Genomic DNA, 18,517 nt, shown 5'->3' on the forward strand with positions numbered 1-18,517 from the left:
GCGGCATTCGGCACTGGGCTACAAAAGCCCCGTTCTGTTCGAGGCTACCGCCTGACGGCGAGCAAATGGCTCTCCACTTTTCCAGGGCAAGTCCAGAGAATGTCGATGTGGCCATGTTTCTCTTTCACGACCGCGTAGAGCCGGTCCAGATCGTCCAGGCGCGCCACGTCGCCGACAACCGTCGTAACGTTGTCCTTGATGACGGCAGCGGCCTCCTTCAGCTCTTTCTCGCGCCGCCCGGTGATCACGACGTGCGCGCCTTCCGCCACGAAGCGCTTGGCCGTGGCCAACCCGATCCCGCTGCTGCCGCCGGTGATGACTGCGATCTTACCTTCGAGTGTTCTCATGATCTTTTGTCCTTTACTGTGCATGAGTTAGGCACGGAACGGCACCGTGGGTCAGAGTTGGGCCAGGCCGCCGTCGACGGCGACTTCGCTGGCGGTCATGAAGCTGCTGTCGTCCGACGCGAGGAAAGCGGCCGCGGCCGCGATCTCCGCGGGATCGGCCATGCGCCCGAGCGGGGTCATCGCGCCGTAGGCCTTCTGGCCTTCCTCGCCCAGCGCCTCCTTCGCGAGTTCGGTCGCCGTCGCTCCGGGCGACAGCACGTTGACCCGGATGCCGGTGCCCTTCAGCTCATCCGCCCAGGTCCGCGCGAGGTTGCGCACCGCCGCCTTGCTGGCGCTGTAGGCCGTGAACCCCGGGGCACCCGTGGTGCCGGCGCTCGACCCGGTCAGGATGATCGATCCACCCGCGCCCATCAGCGGCAACGCCTTCTGCACCGTGAAGATCGTCCCCTTGACGTTGGTGTCGAAGGTTTCGTCGATGTGTGCGGCGGTGATCTGGCCGAGGGCGAGCGGGCTTCCCGTCCCGGCGTTGGCGAAGACGATGTCGAGGCTTCCGCGCTCGGCCTTGACCGCCGCGTAGAGTCGGTCAAGGTCGGCCTCATCCGAGACCGAGCCCTTCACCGCGCGGGCGTTGGACCCGAGGTCGGCCACAGCCGCGTCGAGCGCGTCCTGCCGGCGACCGAAGATGAAGACGAAGGCGCCCTCCTCCACGAAGCGCTTTGCCGCCGCGCGGCCGATGCCGGTGGCGCCGCCCGTGATGATGGCGGTCTTTCCATTCAATCTGGTCATGTCGTTCTCCTTGTTTCGCCGTCTCGGGTCTTTGGCTGTACCAGGATGTCTTCCGAGACCCTCAACATGGGGCCGCCGACATAAGGCGGTGAGTGCGGAAGCCTGCACATCGGTGGTGCGGAAACGATCCGCTTCGACGACCAACGCCAATCGCCACCTCAGCCAGAGTGCCTGAATTCGGAATGGCCACCACCCTCGGAATATGCTCAAAAACAATCGTCAACTGCTATACGTTGCGTCGGATACAGGCCTTGGACGCGGCAAAGCGCGGCGCGGGAATGCACCATGATCGACTGGGATGACGTTCGCTACTTTCTCGCCGCCGCGCGCGGCGGCTCGGTGCGGGCCGCCGCCAAAAGTCTCGGAGTGAATCACGCGACCGTGCTGCGACGCATCGCCCAGCTCGAGGACCACCTCGGGACGCAGGTTTTCGAAAAGCTGCCTTCGGGCTATCGCCTGACGGCTGCGGGCGGGGAGGTCCTCGAGTTCGCGAACCAGATGGAGGCCTCGTCCCATCGGCTGGAAACGAGTGTCTTCGGGCGCGATCAGGGCGTGCGCGGGCTTCTGCGGGTGACGCTGCCTCCCTTCCTAGCGACACACCTGCTCATGCCAGACCTCGCCGATTTCGCGCGCGTGCATCCGGACATCGAGATCGAGATCGTGTCGACCGGCGAGGTGGCGAATCTGACCAACCGAGAGGCGGACGTCGCGATCCGCATGGTCTCCGATCGCAAGACCCTGCCGCTCAATCTTCATGGGCTGAAGGGTCCGGAGCTGTTCTCAGGCGTCTATATGTCCCGCGATCGACTGGCCGGGTGGCGTGCGGGCGCGCCGGATCCCATCCGGCCTATCGTCATCGACGGTCATGGAATTCCGGACTGGGCCGACGAGGGCGAGGTTCGTGCGACGGGGGTTCCGTTCAGGACACCGGACGCCGACGCGCAGATCGCCGCGGCAAGGCAAGGGATCGGTATGACCAGACTGCCGTGTTTCGTCGGAGATGCCGATCGCCTACTGGCGAGGGTTCCGGGCATCGCTCTGAAGACACACGCGGCGCTCTGGCTTCTCACGCAGGGAGAGACACGCAAAACGAAGCGCGTGCGGCTCTTCACCGAGTTCGTATCCCGCAGGCTCGCCGCTCACGCTCCGCTTCTCGCGGGGCTGTCCATATCGCGTGATTGACGCCCGGGCGCGCGTCGATGCTTGCAATGGACGAGTGCCCGCAAGCGGACGTCCTCAGCATAAGCCGCGGGGGGGACACGAACGCTCATGCCAGCGCCCCGATGTCCTGCGCAACCCCGCCTTTGTGCACTCCATTCTACGCCACAGCAGCCCTCTCTCAGTTTGAGATAACTGCACATTGCCCCACCAACCGAATAAAATTAAGGCACAGATAAGAATAGAAACTACTCAATGGCGCAAATCGCCGCCGAATTTATACTGCCGCCGCTGTACTTCCCATCACTATCACTCAATCATCAACCGGGACATCAATACTTTATTTTGCCCATAGAAATATTTACCCGACACAAAAGCACCACCAGCTATGCCGCTCATGGCCGTAATTCTTGAAATCACGCAGCTTTTCCGACCCGGCGAAAGAAACTCACCTTCGCCCTCTATCGCCGACCGCGCGCGGAAGCGCTGCTCCATACTGTGCTGGTCCGCCCTAGATTTTGGCCTCCCGTAACAGGCGGGCGGCGGCGTCACAGGCCCGGGCCGTCAGCGCCATATAGGTGAGCGACGGGTTCTGGCAGGCTGACGAGGCCATGGCGGCACCGTCGCTGACGAAGACGTTGGGCACGTCGTGCAGTTGGTTCCAACGGTTGGTGACGGAGGTTCGAGGGTTGTCGCCCATCATGGCGCCGCCCATTTCGTGAATGGCGCTGCCACCGGCGCCGGGCCGGTCCAGCGACAGGACAACCTTGCCACCCGCCGCCGACAGCATGGCGCTGGCCTCCCGCCCCGCATCCGCCAGTGCCTTCCGCTCGTTCTCGCCATGGCTGAAATCGATCTTTAGCAGCGGCGCGCCCGTAGCGTCCGTCTTGATCGGATCCAGCGTCAGGCGGTTGGTGGGTCGCGGCAGGCTTTCCGCGAAGGAAACCAGGACCATGCGCCAGCCGCCGGGTCCGCGCATCGCGGCCTTGAAGTCGGCGCCCACGCCCGCCTCGCGCTTGGCCCGGGTCCAGGTGCTGCGCAAGGCCCCCCCTTGGAAACTGTAGCCCCGCAGGAAGTCACCCTCCTGGCGATCCAGGTTGCGGAAACGCGGGATGACGATCCCCGTGGGGCGGTTGCCAAACGTCGTGCGGTCCTGGAAGCGGTCGAACAGCGCGACGGCGCCCACGGTGGTCGCGTGGTCCATGATGTGGGTGCCCAGCAGGCCACTGGAATTGCCCAGCCCCGTGGGGAACGCGTCGGACCGTGAGCGTAACAGCAGATGGTTGGTGTTGAAGGCACCGGCATTGAGGAAAACGATGCGGGCGGTGTGCCGCCGCCGTTCCCCCGTCTTCACATTCAGCACCGAGACGCCGGTCGCCCGCCGCGTTGCGGCGTCGTAGTCCACCCGCTCCACCACCGTGTCGGTGATCAGGGTCAGGTTGCCCGTCTTCCGCGCCGCCGGCAGGGTGGAACTCTGGGTGCTGAAATAGGCGCCGTAGGAGCAGCCGCGCGCGCAGATGGAGCGATATTGGCAAGCGGACCGCCCCTCCTTCTCTTGCGTCAGGTTGGCGGTGCGCCCAATGGTCAGGCGCCGGTCGGGCCAGCGCTGCTCGATGATCCCCTTGGCGTAGCGCTCCAGGACATTCAGGGCCATCGGCGGCTGGTAGATGCCGTCAGGCAGAGAGGCCACGCCTTCCGCCTGGCCGGACACGCCGATGAAGCGTTCCACATGATCGTACCAGGGCGCCAGGTCGGCATAGCGAATGGGCCAATCACTGCCGTGGCCATCCTTCTTGTTGGCGCCGAAATCATAATCGCTCATGCGGTAGGATTGCCGCCCCCAGGTCAGGGAGCGCCCGCCCACCTGGTAACCGCGCCACCAATTGAACTCCGTGCCCTCCGCCACCGAATAGGGGTTGTCCCTATCGTTCACGAAGTGGTTTTGCGTGAACTCGGTGAAATGCCGGTTCTTGGACTGAACCGCGAAATCACGGGCGTAAAGTGCCGCGTCACCCTCCCCCCGGAAAGGCATTTCCCAGGGTGCCAGTGTTTCGGTCACGTAGCCGCTGCCGTGTTCGATCATGCGGCCGCGTTCGATCATCAGGACCTTCAGGCCCTTCTCGCTCAATTCCTTGGCGGCCCAGCCCCCGCTGATGCCGGAGCCGACCACGATCGCGTCAAATTCAGCGCTCATCCGAAATCCACCGCTGTCCAATCGCTAGACCAAGCCCGCGCATGGGGGCCGACCGGCACATCCGCGTCCCAATGTCCGGGTACGAGTTCGTATTGCAGCTCCCGCGAGGCGCCAGCCTCGGAGGTGTAATAGCCGGTGACGATCAGCCCTTTCAGCACCCGCCAGGGCGATGGATCGCCACCGGGTGGGCCGCCCGGCGCATAAGCCGCACCATCCAGGGCCGCCAGAGCCTGCACCTGGGCGGCGGGCGCCGCCGTCAGAAAGGCGCCGCCCGTCTTCAGGTCCAACTCGAACCTCAGCCAATCAAGCACGGTGGCGCCGTCCGGACCCGCGCCACCGGTGAAACGGGTGGCGGGAACGGGCGCGCCGGCGCCATCAAGGCCATGGGCCAGCGCCAGGGCGACGAAGGCCGGCACGCCGGCCGCCAGAGCCCCCGGCGTGTCGCTGTCCGGTATCGTCAGGTCGCAAACCCGGTCCAGCAGTGCCCGCTGCGACGGCATCAATCCCGGGGGGGCAGCGCCCGCGCCGGACCTGGCCTGGGCCCAAAGGGCGGCCGGCGTCAACGCGGCACCCGCCGCCGCCAGGACCATGAGGAACTGGCGCCGGCCGGCGCCCCGTCCATCCCTGTTACCGTGATCCATGGGCTATCCTCTCCAAGGGGGCTGTCCTCTCGAAGGGTCCGGCGGCGGCGCGTTGGGAACACCCCCGCACCGCCGCCGGCCCGGGCTCAGAATTTGGCTTCCGCCTGTATGCCCACCATACGGCGCGCGTTGGGATCGATCACCTGCCACAGCCCGCCTTTGGCGAACGCCGTGGTGGGGTAGAGCTGGGTCGGGTAGACCTTGTCGCCCAGATTGCGGCCAAACAAGCCGACAGACCAATCGTCCTCGGACTTCAGGGTCAGCCGGGCGTTGAAGATGGTCTGACCCGGCACGACGTAGACCGGGTCGGCTGACAGGTACATGGACTGCTTGGTCCGGATGGTGGCATCCGCCCCCAGAACCAGGCTGTAGGTGTCGGACAGGGTGAACTGCCGTTCGGCCGAGATGGTCATCTTGAATTTGGGCGCGTAGTTCAGCTGCTTATTGGACATGTCCGACCCGTCGGCGCCGATGAAACCCTGTGGATATTCAGCGATATTGACGATACCGGAAACGTTGACGGTCGTGTCGGCGAAGGGGTGGCCGAAGATTTCCCACTCAAAGCCCTTGGTGACGACCTTTGAGACGTTGATGTTGGAGCAGTTAAGGCCATTGGTGCTGGAAATGCACGACTGCGTCTGGAAGTCCTTCACGTCGGTGTAGAACAGGTCGGCGTCAACGTAGAGCCGCCCATCGAACAGGGTCTTCTTCACCCCCACCTCGAACCCGGTGGGCCGTTCCGCCTTGATGGGGTCCAGTGTGTGGTCGGTGGTGGTCAGCTGGTCGTTGATCTGCGGCGCCTTGTAGCCGGTGGAGACCGTGGCGTACACCATGGTATCCCGGTCGAAATCGTGCTGGATCCCCGCGCGCCAGGTCACCGCGTTGTCGTAACCGGTCGCGGCGAAGGTATCCGGCACGCCGGAATTGACGGGGTCGGCCTCCTCCTCATGAACGCGGGAATGCGTGAAGCGCAAGCCGCCGATCAGCCGGGTTTCCGGTTCCAGATACCAGGTGGCGTTGCCGAAGGCGGCATAGTCCTCGCTATCAGCGTGGATGATCTGCGAGCCGTCGGCCGCCGTCAGGTCCATTCCCACGGCCGCCGGGTGGATGATCAGCACCGACGGCTTGGAATTGGCGAAGGATGTGCGCTGGTAATAGAGGCCACCCACCCATTCCAAGTCGCGGTTGTCCGACGAGGTCAGGCGCAGTTCCTGCGATACGAGGGAATGGTTGCTCACCTGCGGGGTGGTGGTGGTGCCGGCGTAAAGCGCCACCACTGGGAAGCAATCCACGAAATTGCAGTTCTGCATGTACTGGCGCGCGACCGACGGCGTTATGCCGATGAGGTCGACAGCGGTGGTGTCGTGCAAGCGGCGCCCGGCGGTGATGGAGGTCAGCGTCATGCCGTTCAGGTCGAGGTCGAATTGCCCCGACAAGCCGCCCACCTGCGCCCGGTCATAAAGCCCCTGTCCGTTGCACTGGCTGGTGTTGGAGGCGGACGGCACGATACCGCACGCGCCCAGCGCCTGGGCGAGCGGCGAGCCGGCGGTGGCCGCCCGATAGATCAGGCCGCCCGGATCCCTGTCGTCGGTCTTGTTGTAGTCACCGATCAGGTTGAACGTCAGCTTGTCGGACAACTGTGCCAGGTAACGGGCGCGGAGGCCGTAGTTGCTCTGGTCCTCATCCTTGCCCGTGACCGTGTCTTTGGTCAGGCCGGAATTGTCATAGAAGTGCGCGGCCAGGCGCAGCGCCGAATTGCTGGTGACCGGCACGTTCAGGGCGGCGCGCACGACATCGCGTGAATATCCCGAGCCCAGGCCGGTGAAGCCGAATTCCGTGGTCACGTAGCCCGACGTCTCGCCCAGGACGGGAGCCTTGGTGGTGATGTTGACCAAGCCGGCCGACACCGAACTGCCGAACAGTGTGCCCTGCGGGCCCTTCAGGACCTCCACCCGCTCCGTATCGAAAATATCCGAGACCGGCACGTTGCCCAGCACCACGCCGTCCAGCACGATGCTGACGGAGCTGGCGGCCGTGGCGTTGCCCACCTGGTTGGTGCCGATGCCACGGACGAAGCCGCCGCCGCCAGGGGCGGCCGTGGGCGCCGTGAATTCCAGCGAAGCGCTGGCCTGTGACAGGTCCTGTACCGACTGCACACCCCGCCGGGCGAGTTGGTCGGCACCGATCACCGTCACGGAAATCGGCACCTGCTGCACACTTTCGCTGCGCTTCTGGGCCGTGACCACGATTTCCATGAGGGAAGGGTCGGCGGCATTGGAGCCCGCCGACGTGGGCGCGGTCTGCGGCGCGGTCTGGGCCATCGCGGCCCCGGTTGTCAGGAACAGCGCCGTCGAGGCGCGCAGCAGCAATTTGACCGATGGTTTCATGGACATCCTCCCCTGAGACGTCGGGAAGGTGACCGACGGTTTACCGGCCCATCCATTCCTCCCCGCATTTGTTGGGCATAATTAGAACCCGTATTATTGTTCTTGTCCAGGGCCAATCCACCGACGCCTGGCACCGGGCCGCTCACCGGCGGACACGGCGCCACTCCGTCGGCATAAGGGGGGAAAAGCCCCCGGAAAGTTTGCGATTAGTCCCTCGCCGTCCGCTCAAAGCGCCGCAGGCTTTTCGCCGCGCGACACCATATCCCGCCACCCGGACCAAGGCCGAAAATCCTCCGGCCCCGATAGGCTATTAGAATCATCATTATATTATCAGATGACCGTTGGCGGGAATTTGGCCAGCCCGGTTCAGCCCGTCAGCGCGGCTTGCGGAGGGAGCGTCCCAACCTTGGGAATGGGCGAAAAGACAGCTGGATAACCCTGGAGGGAAATGCCCTCCCCCGGCGCCCCCATCAGACGGCTGGATCACGCCACGGCGCCCGTCCCGTATGCCGACCCGCCAAAGTCGGGCATGCCAAAGTTAGGCATGTATCATGCCCGCGCGATTGCAGTTCCCTCGCCGATAGCCAAAAATGGTATCAGTGCTATAATTTTGAGCCGCCACGAGCCGTCTATATATTTGGGAAAGCAGAGATTATGAGTGAACGAAAAGCGGTTAAGCCCGGCCCGCAACGGGAGCCTGTGCAAAGTCGCAGCAAGGCCTCGTACGAACGGATGCTCGTGGCCGCGCAAGAGCTGTTGAAAATTCATGGCAACGATGAGTTCACCCTCACCGATGTCAGCCGCGTCGGCAAGGTTTCGGTCGGCTCCATCTATTGCCGTTTCGACAGCAAGGACGATTTGATACGCGCGGTGCAGGAGCGTGTTCAAACAAACATCCAGCATGAGCAACAGCAACTGATCGCCCGCGTGGCATTGGAGACGGGCAATCTGCATGACCTGGTCGCGGCGCTGACGGCGGGCATGGCGGAGCATCTGCGTCATCACGCGGACATTCTCAGGGCCATGATGCTGCGCGCCAACCATGACCCGGTGGTGGCCCGGTTGGGCAAGATGTCCCATCAGGCGGCCATCGCCGACATCAAGCTCGCGATTTTAAGATACCGCGATGATATCGCGCACCCTGATCCGGAGCGCGCCGTGCAGGCGGGGTTCAACATCATGTACGCGGCCGTGGCCCGTGTATTGGGGCTGGGCTCGGTGCGGGAAGAGGGGGACATGTGGGAATGGGAACAACTGAAACGCGATCTCACGCATTCCTTCGCGGCCTATCTCATGACCAAGCCTCATGTCGCCACGGTCGGGTCTCGCGAGAGCGGTCGGCCCGACTCCGTGGCCCCTTCCGAACCGCAGGGCGGCCTCCCGCGCGGAACCGAAGCCGCCGGGCTTGAGGATGGCGCCGACCAGGCCAAGCAAGCCGATGCGAACACCGCCACGCCCCCGCCCCAACGACGGCCGCGGGGCAGGCCCAGCACCAAGGCGAAGGCGGGTTAACAACCAGCCGCCCGCTCGACGACCAGCCGTAACGGCAGATCCAGGCTGTTCCACCCCAGCAGCACGTCGTGCCGGCCCGGTGTCGTCCGCCAACCGCCGGCCGATGTGTCCCAATGGGCGAAAGCGCGCGACGGCAACGTAAGGAGGACGGGCGCCTCCTCACCCGCCGGCACGACGATGCTGACGAAGCCGCGCAAGTGGCGGATGCCGTCCGGCCCCGCGACGTAGGCCTGGAGAACCGCCTTGCCCGGACGCGGGCCGATATTGCGCACCTGGGCCGACACCAGGACGGCGCCGTCCGCCGCCGGGAACAGCGATGGGTCGGATACAGTGAACCGGGTATAGCCGAAACCGGCGCCGAAGGCATGCAGGGGTGCGGCGCCGGCGGCCTGCATGCCCTTGTAGCCAATGAGATGCCTCTCCCGATAGGGTACATCGCCCGAGGCCATCGGCTTCAGGCTGAAGGCGGGGTAATCACCGTCCTGGCGGGCGATGCTCAAGGGCAAGCGGCCGCCCGGCTCCCGGTCCCCAGCCAACACCTGGGCCAAGGCGGGTCCATACTGTTCACCGGAATACCAGGTGATCATCAAGCCCTTCACCTTTTCCTGCCATGACAGGTCGAAGGCGTGGGCCACATTGCAGATGGCCACGATATTGGGGTTCACCCCATGCAGGCGATGGAGCAGATCAACCTGCGCGGCCGGCAGGGACGTACCGGGACGGTCCTTGCTTTCCACACCTGCGTCCGCCGTCTCCCCCACCATCAGCAGAACAACATCGGCCTCCGCCGCGGCGGCCAGGGCGCGTTCCAGCATCTCCGCCGGCAAGTCCGGACCCGCCATGCCATACCAGAGGCCTTGAGCGCGGGCCGGGGTGTAGGCCAATTCGAAGGACAGCAGCACGGGTATGCCGGCGGCCAGGTCCAGCACCACCGACTGGCTGTCGCCGCCCTTGAGCATGCCCATGAGGTCGGACGGGGCCACCGGGCCCCCGCCGCTGTACACCTCATGGCCCCCCACCGTCAGGCGCAGCGTGCCCGTGCCACCGATGTGGACGCGGTGCGCGCCCCCCCGCTCCGGCACATACCAACCGCTGGCCCGGATGCGCCCGGCCTGTTTCAGGTGGTCCGTCCCCGGCAGGCCAACGAACCATGTCAGCGAATTGGTGTCGCGGGTTTCCGCGAACACGGGCTCGCCCTCGCCGTCGCCGACAAAGAACTCCACGGTCATGCCACGGGACGCCCCATCGCCCAGGTCACGGGCGGGCGTGACACTCAGGGGTGGCAGGCGATATTCCGGCGCCACGCCCTGCTCATACACCACCTGGATGGTGTCACCGAAGCGCTCGCGGATGGCTTGCAGCGGCGCGATGAAGTCCGGACGCACCGCGATCTTGGCGAACGTACCTCCCTGCAGACAAGGGCTGGCCGCGTTGGGACCAATGATCGCCACCCGGCGCACGGTGGCCGGTGCCAGCGGCAGCAGGCCGCCCTCGTTCTTCAGCAGCACGAAGCCAGCGGCGGCGGCCTCGATCAGCACAGCGTCCGGGTCGGCCACGGCCGTGCCGATCGGCAGCCCGTCGATGGTCCGCACGGCCCCGGCCACGCGTCCCGCCGCATCGGCCAGCCGCTCTGCCGACACCGTGCCCGCCGCCACGGCGGCGGCGAACTTCGTCCCCAGCACCCGATCCGGGCCCGGCATGTCCAGATCCAAGCCCGCCAGGGCGGAGCGCAATGTGTCGCGACCCCCGAACCAGTCGGATACGATGAAGCCGGGGTAACGCCAGTCGCCCTTGACGATCTCGGTCAGCAGTTGGCGATGTTCCACGCAATAATGGCCGTTCAGGCGGTTGTAGGCCGCCAGGATGCCGACGCAGCCCGCCGTCGCCGCCATCTCGAACGGCAACAGGTAGACCTCGCGCAGCGCGCGATCATCGACCACGGCGTTCATGCTGTCCCGATCGGTCTCGCTGTCGTTGCACACCAGGTGCTTGGCGACGGACCCCACCCCTTGGCTTTGCAGGCCGCCGATCCAGGCGGACCCCAGGACGCCGGCGAGATAGGGATCCTCGCCGAACAGCTCGAACGCGCGGCCACAGAGGGGACTGCGTTGCAGGTTCAGGTTGGGCGCCAGGACGGCGTCGACGCCCAGGCGCCGCGCCTCGCCGCCGACAATGGCGCCAACGCGGGCCACCAGGTCGGCATCGAAACTGGCACCAAGGGCGGTGCCGCATGGGGTGAGAACGGCGACGTCCCGCTCGTCCACCCGGCCCGACGCGATACCCATGGGGCCATCCGCCATCTTGATGGAGCGGATGCCGGGCAGCTCGGCCGTCGACCACATGTCACGACCACTCGTCAACGGGGCGATGGCAAAGGGATCGTCGGGCAAATCGACAGACATTCGGAAATTCCCCTTACGGCGCTGGCGGTCAGAGGTCGGCCAGCAGCATGATTTGTTGGGCCTGAACCTGGACCTGTTCCAGGATGCCCGCGTCGACCAGGTGACCCTCGGCATCGAAGGGCTTCTGCGCCACGGTGTTCACGGCGATGCCCAGCGGGGTGGGCCATCCCCGCATCGCGTGGACGATGCCGCGCAAGGCGGTGAGCGTCACGCCACCCGCCTGCCAGCCCGCCGCCGTGACCGCCAAACCGACCGGCAACCCATCGAAATAGACGCGGTCGTCGTCGCGCAAATCCTCCAGCAGGTCGATGGCGTTCTTCACCAAGCCGGAGACACCGCCATGATAGCCGGGCGACCCGATGACCAAGCCGTTCGCGGCGCGCACCGCGTCCACGAATTCGCGCTGCTCCACCGTACGCTGGCGGTTTTCGGGCGCGAAATGCGGCAGGGCCGCCAGGTCGGCGCCGCCGAACAGCCGGGTTTCGGCGCCGAGTGCCCTGGCGGCCGACAGTACGGCCGCCACCATGCGCTCCCCCGATGAACCCGGACGGGTGGTGCCGCCGAAGCCGACGATCAGCGGCCGGCTCATCGCCCTCCCTCCCTGAGGGCCGGGATGACCTTCCGGGCCATGAGGTCCAGCGTCTGATTGGCATAGGCCATACGCCGTTCCGTCAGGGGGCCGGTCAGCATGCCGCAGAGGATGTTGCCGATGCCCAGTTCCTGGTAGGGCCGCAGGTGCTCGATCACCGTCTCGGGGCTGCCGTAAAGGCACCAAGTGCCGATCCAGTCGTCCGTCAGGGCGTTGGGGGTCCGGTCCGTCTTCTTGTTGGCCTCCGTCGCCTCGGCCTTGGCGTTGAAGGCCGCCTCGCGGTCAACGGCCTCCTGGTAGACGGTCAGGATTTCCTCCAGTTCCCGGCGGGCTTGCGCCTCGGTTTCCGCCACATGCACACACTGATAGGTGTGCGTCGTCCAGGACAGGGCGTCGGCGACCACCTCGGGCGCATGGCCGGCCGCCATCAGCATGTCGCGATACGCGGTGAAAAATTTCCGGACATGGACCATGGGCTCCGTCCCGCCGATCCGGGGCGGGGTGAAGGCCGGAATGAAGGCGGGCCAGCCATGATCCGCCGCGCGCCGCGCGCTGCTTTCCTTCATGGCCACCGGCATCAACTTGGCGTGGCCCGCGCTGTAGGCCACCGGCGCGATGCGCTGAACCACCTCGCCCTTGTAGTGGCCGTTGTCAAAGGCAACCGGCGCGTCGTGCGGGGCCTTGGCCCATAGCTTTTCAGCGATGGCCAGGTTCTCCTCCGCCAGGCGCGAGGCCTCTTTGTAATTCACGCCGAAGCCGATCATCTCTTCCGGCGTCGTGCCGCTGCCCACACCGACCAGGACCCGGCCCTGGGTCAGTTGATCCAGGATGTTGATGCGTTCGACGAACCGCACGGGATGGTGCAGTGGCACCGTGGTGACGGAGAAGCCGAAATGCACCCGCTTCAGACGCGCCGCCAGGTAAGCCGCGAACATGAACGGATCGGACGCCATGGGCATGTAGCCCGTGAAATGGTGGTCTGGCAGGAAAACGGCGTCGAAACCAGCCGCTTCCGCCCGTTCGGCATGGTCGATCATGCCCATCATCACGGCGCGGTCTTGCTCCGGCCCCATGGAGCGAGCGTTCAGAAAGGTTGAGAAGCGCACTGTTTCCTCCGTTAGGTCGCCCTGTTCCGGCCCCGGCCCGTTCTGTGGCGGTCCAGTCGGCCGTCACGCCGGACTCGGTATATAAATTAGAATTGGTATTCTTAATTTGTAACCAGCCGAACCGATGGGCGTCAACCGAAACCCGCGAGCAGCGCCAAAAGTCGCTTTTTTTGGGGAAAAAATTAGGTTCTTGGCCTGGCCGCCGACTCCCGCGTTGACAAAACAGTTCCCCCATCATCATTATTTTCAAAATAATTATTCTGTTACGGCGCACGACGCCGGAGGGAGGATATTCATGGCGGATCGGGCGATCGTCGCTCCGACTCAGGGCGCCCAACGCAAGGCCGGTTTGGGCAAGGCCGGTTTGGGACAGGGGATCATCCTGGTGATCAGCGGTTTCCTGCCCATCCTGGCGATCATCTCGCTGGCCCCGGCGGTACCGACCATCCTGGACCATTTCCATGATGTCGCTAACGCATCGCTGCTGGTGCCGGTACTGGTCTCAGCACCTGGCTTGGCCATCGCCGTGTTGGCGCCCTTCGCCGGGCTGGCTGTCGACCGGTTCGGCCGCCGGCCGCTGCTGGTCTGGTCGACACTGCTCTACGGTATCGCGGGCGCCTTGCCCTATTTCCTGGACAGCCTGTATTCCGTCATCGCATCGCGGCTGTTGCTGGGGGTGACGGAGGCGGCGATCCTGACCATCGTCAACACCCTCATCGCCGACTATTACGACCCGGCGGGCCGGCGCAAATGGCTGGTCATCCAAGGGGTGACCGGCTCAGCGATGGCCCCTGCCGTGATCGCGGCCTCCGGCCTGCTGACCGAACTGCGCTGGAACGGCGTTTTCCTCATCTACCTTATCGCCCTGCCCATTTTCGTGGGCATGTACGCCCTGATCTTCGAGCCTGAAAAATCCACCGCGGCGGACTCAGTCTCCGCCAATGGTGGCGTCCGCGCCCCCGCCTTCCCGCTGCAGGCCGTGGCGCTGTATGGCGCGGTCACCCTGCTGGCCTCCACGATCTATTACGTCTTCATCATCCAAGGCGGCCTGGTGTTCCGCGAAGTCGGGGTCGACAGCCCCAGCAGGGTGGGCACCTTGATCTCGATCGCCAGCATCGGCGTTCCCATCGGCACGCTCTTGTTCGGCTACCTCGGCAAACGGGCCACGGCGCTGCAGTTGGCGGGCATTTTCGCCTTGCTGGGCGTTGGCCTCACGGGCGTGGGGCTGGCCAGTGACTACAAAGTCATGGTGGCGCTTCTGCTGTTGCAGCAGATGGGCGCCGGCATGACGGTGCCGTCCCTGATCGCCTGGGCACAGGGCGTGCTGCCGTTCGCCCACCGCGGGCGCGGCATGGGCATCTGGGCGTCCTGCTTCTTTCTCGGCCAATTCACCAGCCCCTTCTTCGTCGCCGGCGCCAGGGCGCTGACGGACGGAACGGTGCAGGCGGCCTTCGTCACCATGGGCCTCGTGGCCCTGGCGGCCGGCACCGTGGCGCTGGCGGCCCTGCTTAAGGCCAAACCGTCCCCCGTGGACGCCACTCCCTGAGCCGCAGGCGACGGAACCATTCCACCATGAGGCCCGCGTCCCGCCGAAGCGGCGGCGCCCCCTTTCCAGCCCAGGAGTTACCCCATGTATCTCGCAGCGTGCATCGAGTGGCTGTTCGCCGCCGAGCATCAGTCCTTCCCTGATCGCATCCACGCCGCCAAAGCCGCCGGGCTGAAGGCGGTGGAATTCCACCTGTGGCGGGACAAGCCGCTGGACGACGTGCGCCGCGCCCTGGATGAGACCGGGGTTCGGTTGACCAGCATGGTGGTCGAACCACGGCGCAGCCTGGTCGACCCCGCCCAGCATGATGAATTTCTGGCGGCAGTGCGCGACAGCCTGCAGGCCGCGAAGGAGGCCGGGGCGCAGGCCCTGGTGGTGGCATCCGGCTTCACCCGGCCGGAGGTGTCGCGCCAGGAACAGCACGCGATCGCCGTCGGTGTCCTTAAACGGGCAGCCGCGTTGGCCGAACAAGCCGGCATCCCGCTGGTGCTGGAACCGCTCAACACCCGCGTCGAACATCCAGGCATGTTCCTCGACAGCACGGCCGAAGGACTGGACATGGTGGAGGAGGTTGGCAGCCCCAATCTGCGCCTGCTCTACGACATGTACCATTCCACCGTCATGGGGGAAGATCCGGCCCAGGTTTTGGCCGGACGTTTCCACCTGGTGGGGCATGTCCAGGTGGCCGATGTGCCTGGCCGGCATCAGCCGGGCAGCGGCACGGTGGATTGGGCGCGCTACATCGGCATCCTGCGGGAACTGGGGTACACCGGCGCCGTGGGCCTGGAATACAAGCCCCAGGGCCCGACCTTGGAAACGCTGGCGACGGCCCGCGCCGCGCTGAGCCTGTAACCCCACAGCGGAGTCTCCGGCGATGTCCACGCGAAATGGGGGTGGCATCGCCCTCCCCACCCCTCCCCATCCATCCGCCACCGCCACCGCCACCGCCACCGGGGGGAACGCCACCGCGTCTCCGCCCGGCGGCGGTCTTCCCTGGAAAGCCAAGATCAGCTACGGCGCCGGCGATTTCGCCTTCGGCCTCTGCTGGAACATGGTCGGGGCCTTCCTGCTCTATTTCTATACCGATGTCGCGCTGCTGCCCGTGGGCGTGGTCGGCACCCTGTTCCTGTTGTCACGGCTGCTGGATGCCGGCATCGACCCCGTGGTCGGGATGCTGGTGGACCGCACACGCAGCCGTTGGGGACGGACCCGCCCCTACTTCCTCTACGGCGCGGTGCCGTTCGGCCTCCTGTCGGTGGCCGTCTTCTACGTGCCGCCCTTCGGGGACACGGGCAAGCTGGTCTGGGCCGGCGCCACCTTCATCATCCTGGGCCTGCTGTTTTCCGTCGTGAACATCCCCTATAGCGCCCTGCTGCCCATGATGACCGGCCGCCAGGAGGAACGGGTGCAGGTCGGCAGCCTGCGCTCCGCCGGCACAGCCCTGTCCGTCATCTTCGCCACCGCCGGCACCATGCCCCTGGTGACGGCGCTGGGCGGCGGGGACAAGGCCCAGGGCTTCCTGCTGACCGCCCTGCTGGCGGCCAGCGTTTCGGTGGCGCTGATCCTGAACCTATTCGCCAACTGCCGCGAAATCATCCACGACGGGGGCGAGGAGCCGCCCGCCACCTTGTCGGCCATCTCGAATATGGTTCGCAACCGAGCCTGGCTGGTGGTGTTCGCGTTCACCACCTTGAACTTCATCCGCTTCGGTGCCGTGCTGGCGGTGACGGCCTATTTCGCCCTGAACGTCCTGCATCAGCCGTGGATGATCTCCATCCTGCTGCCGGCGATCTCCGGCACGCTGCTGATCGGATCGGCGATCGCGCCGCCCTATCTGCGCCGCTTCGGCATGCGCCAGGGCAACCGCCTGGTGCTGATCCTGGCAACCGGGCTGTACCTGGTCCTACCCCTGGCGGAGGGCCAGCCCTGGCTGTTCCTGGCGATTTACATCCTGGCCTCGGTCCTTATCAGCGTGACCATGACGGCGATCTTCGCCATGGCGGCCGAGACCGTGGACTATCACCAGGCCCGCTTCGGCGTCCGGCATGAGGGCTTGCTGTCGGCGGGCATCAGCCTGTCGACCAAAATCGGCATGGCCCTGGGCGGCGCCGTCGTCGCCTATGGACTGGCATGGGTCGACTACAGTCCGGCTGCCGTCAGCGATGGCGCCGTTCACATGGTGCATGCGCTTTACTATGTGCCCGCGGTCGTGGTGCTGGTCCTACAAACCATCTGCATCAGCTTCTATCCCGCCATACCCAGGCGCCCCCAGGCCTGAGGCCGGCATAAGAAAAGGGCGCGGCGATCAGGCCGCCGCGCCCCCAGTACCGGCATGGAAAGGAAGAGTCATGCCGGGATGTCGAGTTCCTTCGCGTCCCGCGTGGTCGGCACGAAGGGCAGGTAGGAGACGCGGATACGCTCCGACAGCTGCAGACGATGCCGGCCGGGCGCCAGGCCGTTGGGGCGCCGCACGGTCACCGCCGCCTTCTCACCGAAGTTCCAGCGTTCGGTGTATTCCGTCTCCATCTCGTCGAGCGTCCAGGTGCGCCCGCGGACGGTGAAGCGGACGTCCTGGCGGGAAACCGGTTCGCCATCGATGACGACGCCGATGTCCTCCACCATGGAAAGGCCGATGCCGCGGTAATAGGGAAGGCGTGCCAGGAAAGTGAACCCCACCACCTGGTCGTCCTCGACCACATTGCCGAAGCCTTCCTCGCAGATCATGTATTTATCAAACATTGCGGCCTCTCCCCTCACGCGGCGCTGACGGCGGCCTGCGGCTCACCGATCAGCTTCTTGAACATTTCCTGCTGGCGGCGGACCTGCTCGATGGAATCAACCGGGAAGGCGTCCTGGATCCAGCGGTTGCCTTCGTATTCCGAGCAGATGTAGCCCTTGTAACCGCCCTGCTTCAGCACGCGGATGATCTCGTCATACGGGATGGACGGTTCCACCAAATCTTCCGTCATTTCATAGAACTTGGCATGGACGTTCCAGATGCGGTCCATATGGTCCAGCATGCGCTTGGGCTCGAACGCGGCGTTGTGGCGCAGGGCGGTGGCCATGCCGATGGCGGGGCCGACGCCGCCCATCTTCTCCACCTCCAGGATCACATACTCGCTCAAGACCCGATCCTCGTAGGCCTTGCAGATATAGTCGGCGATGTGTTGGGGCACGCCGTCGCGCATGAACTTTTCCTTCCACACGGGCGGGAAGGCGAACAGGAACATGCCCATGTCCGGCAGGAAGCCCAGATAGTCGGAGCCCGACTTCTCGAACGCCTCGGCATGGCGGATGATCCACGGATGATCAAAATGCAGGGGCGCGTGCACCTCGATCAGGAGGCGGACGTTGCGGCTTTCCGCGTAATCGGCGCAGGCCACCAACACATTGGGTTCGATGGATACCAGGGCGCGGGTGTAGGGGCAGCCCAGCCGGGCCGCATGGTCGATGTCGACCTTGCAGGAGGCCACCTGCTCCTCGAACGGCATCGGCCTGTCCTTGTACTTCTTATAGTCCAGCATGAAGTCGTGGCAGACCGGCGTCGTGCCGTACTTGGCCATCAGCGCGTGCCAATTGTCGTAGACGGAAGGAGCCAGGGGGTTGGGATAGCCGGGAAACGTCTGCTCGCTGATGAGTTCGATGCCCTTGGCGCCCATCTCGGCGGAGACCTTGATCAGGTCCTCCAGCGACTTCTGCCGCAGGAAATATTCTTCCTGGTAACTATAGAGGCTGACGCCCCGCTTGATGTCGTACGTCGACATGGAAGCTGTCCTTGGTCAGATGCGGCCCCGCCGGGAGCCGGTTTGGACGGCGGTCTCAGGCTAGAGCCCGATCTCTTGGATATCC

The 18,517-nt window shown here is 65.3% G+C and carries 16 protein-coding genes; 5 read left to right on the forward strand and 11 right to left on the reverse strand.

Annotated features, from left to right (window positions below):
* Positions 1–44 precede the first annotated feature (44 nt).
* Together FHS74_RS24535 and FHS74_RS24540 are read right to left on the reverse strand one after the other, a co-directional pair.
* Complete coding sequence (locus FHS74_RS24535; protein WP_211106529.1) at positions 45–347, reverse strand: SDR family NAD(P)-dependent oxidoreductase; 303 nt, start codon at positions 345–347, stop codon at positions 45–47.
* A 51-nt stretch (positions 348–398) separates the two neighbouring features.
* Positions 399–1,133: an SDR family NAD(P)-dependent oxidoreductase gene (locus tag FHS74_RS24540; protein WP_184806678.1), complete on the reverse strand. Its 735-nt coding sequence runs from the start codon at positions 1,131–1,133 to the stop codon at positions 399–401.
* A 285-nt stretch (positions 1,134–1,418) separates the two neighbouring features.
* Here FHS74_RS24540 and FHS74_RS24545 point away from each other — a divergent pair, with 285 nt between their 5' ends.
* Positions 1,419–2,315, forward strand: a complete 897-nt coding sequence (locus FHS74_RS24545; protein WP_184806680.1) for a LysR family transcriptional regulator — start codon at positions 1,419–1,421, stop codon at positions 2,313–2,315.
* Between the two features lie 285 nt (positions 2,316–2,600).
* On the opposite strand, the gene FHS74_RS24550 is transcribed toward FHS74_RS24545, so the two are convergent.
* From FHS74_RS24550 to FHS74_RS24565, 4 genes are all read right to left on the reverse strand, one after another.
* Complete coding sequence (locus FHS74_RS24550; RefSeq protein WP_184806682.1) at positions 2,601–2,786, reverse strand: hypothetical protein; 186 nt, start codon at positions 2,784–2,786, stop codon at positions 2,601–2,603.
* A 16-nt stretch (positions 2,787–2,802) separates the two neighbouring features.
* A complete protein-coding gene (locus FHS74_RS24555; protein ID WP_184806684.1) occupies positions 2,803–4,485 on the reverse strand; it encodes an FAD-dependent oxidoreductase in 1,683 nt (560 codons plus the stop codon).
* Positions 4,482–5,126, reverse strand: coding sequence for a gluconate 2-dehydrogenase subunit 3 family protein (locus FHS74_RS24560; protein ID WP_184806686.1), 645 nt, complete (start codon positions 5,124–5,126; stop codon positions 4,482–4,484). The genes FHS74_RS24555 and FHS74_RS24560 overlap by 4 nt, the downstream gene beginning before the upstream one ends.
* Positions 5,127–5,212: 86 nt before the next feature.
* On the reverse strand, positions 5,213–7,513 hold the full coding sequence (locus FHS74_RS24565; RefSeq protein WP_184806688.1) for a TonB-dependent receptor: 2,301 nt from the start codon (positions 7,511–7,513) through the stop codon (positions 5,213–5,215).
* A gap of 654 nt (positions 7,514–8,167) precedes the next feature.
* Here FHS74_RS24565 and FHS74_RS24570 point away from each other — a divergent pair.
* Positions 8,168–9,025, forward strand: a complete 858-nt coding sequence (locus tag FHS74_RS24570; RefSeq protein ID WP_184806690.1) for a TetR/AcrR family transcriptional regulator — start codon at positions 8,168–8,170, stop codon at positions 9,023–9,025.
* Here FHS74_RS24570 and FHS74_RS24575 read toward each other — a convergent pair.
* The 3 genes from FHS74_RS24575 to FHS74_RS24585 are packed head-to-tail and all read right to left on the reverse strand — an operon-like array spanning position 9,022 to position 13,122.
* Positions 9,022–11,427 (reverse strand): beta-glucosidase family protein, encoded by a 2,406-nt coding sequence (locus FHS74_RS24575; RefSeq protein ID WP_184806691.1) that lies wholly within the window; start codon positions 11,425–11,427, stop codon positions 9,022–9,024. The genes FHS74_RS24570 and FHS74_RS24575 overlap by 4 nt on opposite strands.
* Positions 11,428–11,455: 28 nt before the next feature.
* On the reverse strand, positions 11,456–12,016 hold the full coding sequence (locus tag FHS74_RS24580; protein ID WP_184806694.1) for an NADPH-dependent FMN reductase: 561 nt from the start codon (positions 12,014–12,016) through the stop codon (positions 11,456–11,458).
* Positions 12,013–13,122, reverse strand: coding sequence for an LLM class flavin-dependent oxidoreductase (locus tag FHS74_RS24585; protein WP_184806696.1), 1,110 nt, complete (start codon positions 13,120–13,122; stop codon positions 12,013–12,015). Before FHS74_RS24585 ends, FHS74_RS24580 begins: the two co-directional genes overlap by 4 nt.
* 295 nt (positions 13,123–13,417) lie before the next feature.
* Between FHS74_RS24585 and FHS74_RS24590 the strand changes: the two genes are divergently transcribed.
* The 3 genes from FHS74_RS24590 (at position 13,418) to FHS74_RS24600 (ending at position 16,946) form a co-directional block, all read left to right on the forward strand.
* A complete protein-coding gene (locus tag FHS74_RS24590) occupies positions 13,418–14,668 on the forward strand; it encodes an MFS transporter (RefSeq protein WP_211106530.1) in 1,251 nt (416 codons plus the stop codon).
* 84 nt (positions 14,669–14,752) lie between these two features.
* Complete coding sequence (locus tag FHS74_RS24595) at positions 14,753–15,520, forward strand: hydroxypyruvate isomerase family protein (RefSeq protein ID WP_184806698.1); 768 nt, start codon at positions 14,753–14,755, stop codon at positions 15,518–15,520.
* Between the two features lie 22 nt (positions 15,521–15,542).
* Positions 15,543–16,946 (forward strand): MFS transporter, encoded by a 1,404-nt coding sequence (locus tag FHS74_RS24600; protein ID WP_184806700.1) that lies wholly within the window; start codon positions 15,543–15,545, stop codon positions 16,944–16,946.
* A gap of 68 nt (positions 16,947–17,014) precedes the next feature.
* On the opposite strand, the gene FHS74_RS24605 is transcribed toward FHS74_RS24600, so the two are convergent.
* Both FHS74_RS24605 and FHS74_RS24610 read right to left on the reverse strand, forming a co-directional pair.
* Positions 17,015–17,407, reverse strand: coding sequence for a C-glycoside deglycosidase beta subunit domain-containing protein (locus tag FHS74_RS24605; protein WP_184806702.1), 393 nt, complete (start codon positions 17,405–17,407; stop codon positions 17,015–17,017).
* A 14-nt stretch (positions 17,408–17,421) separates the two neighbouring features.
* Complete coding sequence (locus FHS74_RS24610) at positions 17,422–18,432, reverse strand: sugar phosphate isomerase/epimerase family protein (protein ID WP_184806704.1); 1,011 nt, start codon at positions 18,430–18,432, stop codon at positions 17,422–17,424.
* Between the last annotated feature and the right edge of the window lie 85 nt (positions 18,433–18,517).

It is taken from the genome of Nitrospirillum iridis, assembly GCF_014205765.1.
Taxonomy (GTDB): Bacteria; Pseudomonadota; Alphaproteobacteria; order Azospirillales; family Azospirillaceae; genus Nitrospirillum; species Nitrospirillum iridis.

Coding starts and splice junctions, on each gene's coding strand:
- FHS74_RS24535 (WP_211106529.1), bottom strand. CDS start 347: ATGAGAACACTCGAAGGTAAGATCGCAGTCATCACCGGCGGCAGCAGC.
- FHS74_RS24540 (WP_184806678.1), bottom strand. CDS start 1,133: ATGACCAGATTGAATGGAAAGACCGCCATCATCACGGGCGGCGCCACC.
- FHS74_RS24545 (WP_184806680.1), top strand. CDS start 1,419: ATGATCGACTGGGATGACGTTCGCTACTTTCTCGCCGCCGCGCGCGGC.
- FHS74_RS24550 (WP_184806682.1), bottom strand. CDS start 2,786: ATGGAGCAGCGCTTCCGCGCGCGGTCGGCGATAGAGGGCGAAGGTGAG.
- FHS74_RS24555 (WP_184806684.1), bottom strand. CDS start 4,485: ATGAGCGCTGAATTTGACGCGATCGTGGTCGGCTCCGGCATCAGCGGG.
- FHS74_RS24560 (WP_184806686.1), bottom strand. CDS start 5,126: ATGGATCACGGTAACAGGGATGGACGGGGCGCCGGCCGGCGCCAGTTC.
- FHS74_RS24565 (WP_184806688.1), bottom strand. CDS start 7,513: ATGAAACCATCGGTCAAATTGCTGCTGCGCGCCTCGACGGCGCTGTTC.
- FHS74_RS24570 (WP_184806690.1), top strand. CDS start 8,168: ATGAGTGAACGAAAAGCGGTTAAGCCCGGCCCGCAACGGGAGCCTGTG.
- FHS74_RS24575 (WP_184806691.1), bottom strand. CDS start 11,427: ATGTCTGTCGATTTGCCCGACGATCCCTTTGCCATCGCCCCGTTGACG.
- FHS74_RS24580 (WP_184806694.1), bottom strand. CDS start 12,016: ATGAGCCGGCCGCTGATCGTCGGCTTCGGCGGCACCACCCGTCCGGGT.
- FHS74_RS24590 (WP_211106530.1), top strand. CDS start 13,418: ATGGCGGATCGGGCGATCGTCGCTCCGACTCAGGGCGCCCAACGCAAG.
- FHS74_RS24595 (WP_184806698.1), top strand. CDS start 14,753: ATGTATCTCGCAGCGTGCATCGAGTGGCTGTTCGCCGCCGAGCATCAG.
- FHS74_RS24600 (WP_184806700.1), top strand. CDS start 15,543: ATGTCCACGCGAAATGGGGGTGGCATCGCCCTCCCCACCCCTCCCCAT.
- FHS74_RS24605 (WP_184806702.1), bottom strand. CDS start 17,407: ATGTTTGATAAATACATGATCTGCGAGGAAGGCTTCGGCAATGTGGTC.
- FHS74_RS24610 (WP_184806704.1), bottom strand. CDS start 18,432: ATGTCGACGTACGACATCAAGCGGGGCGTCAGCCTCTATAGTTACCAG.